Genomic DNA, 380 nt, shown 5'->3' on the forward strand with positions numbered 1-380 from the left:
GTTGGATAAGCGTTCGATTGGATCAAAAGCTAGAATGGCGATATGACCACTGCCGAGTAATTGTTCGGCATCGCTGCGACTAGCCAGGTTCGCGCCGTTGTCGAATACCGTAATGGTGGATTCCAGGGGCCAGTCGAACCCTTCACCATCCATACGCAGATGCTGAGGTAACTTGACTGGCGTACCTTCATCTTCAAACCAAGCTTGCCCACCCTTGTTGAAGCTTAGGGCAGCAGGGGCCTTACCTTCGCAATAGCGCTGCCAAATGGCACGCAACGCCTTATGCAAGTGGCGAGCAAAACGCTCCCCGTCGCATACCGGCGATTGCTCAAGATACGTACGAAGCGAGGCACGAATCACCGCTAAACTGGGCAAATCCG

1 protein-coding gene is annotated in these 380 nt (G+C 53.9%); it reads right to left on the reverse strand.

From position 1 onward, the window contains the following. On the reverse strand, positions 1–380 hold a 380-nt coding region (locus Q5762_RS37355; protein WP_315896760.1), incomplete at both ends, for a hypothetical protein.

The organism is Streptomyces sp. P9(2023), assembly GCF_032436795.1.
Classification (GTDB): Bacteria; Actinomycetota; Actinomycetes; order Streptomycetales; family Streptomycetaceae; genus Streptomyces.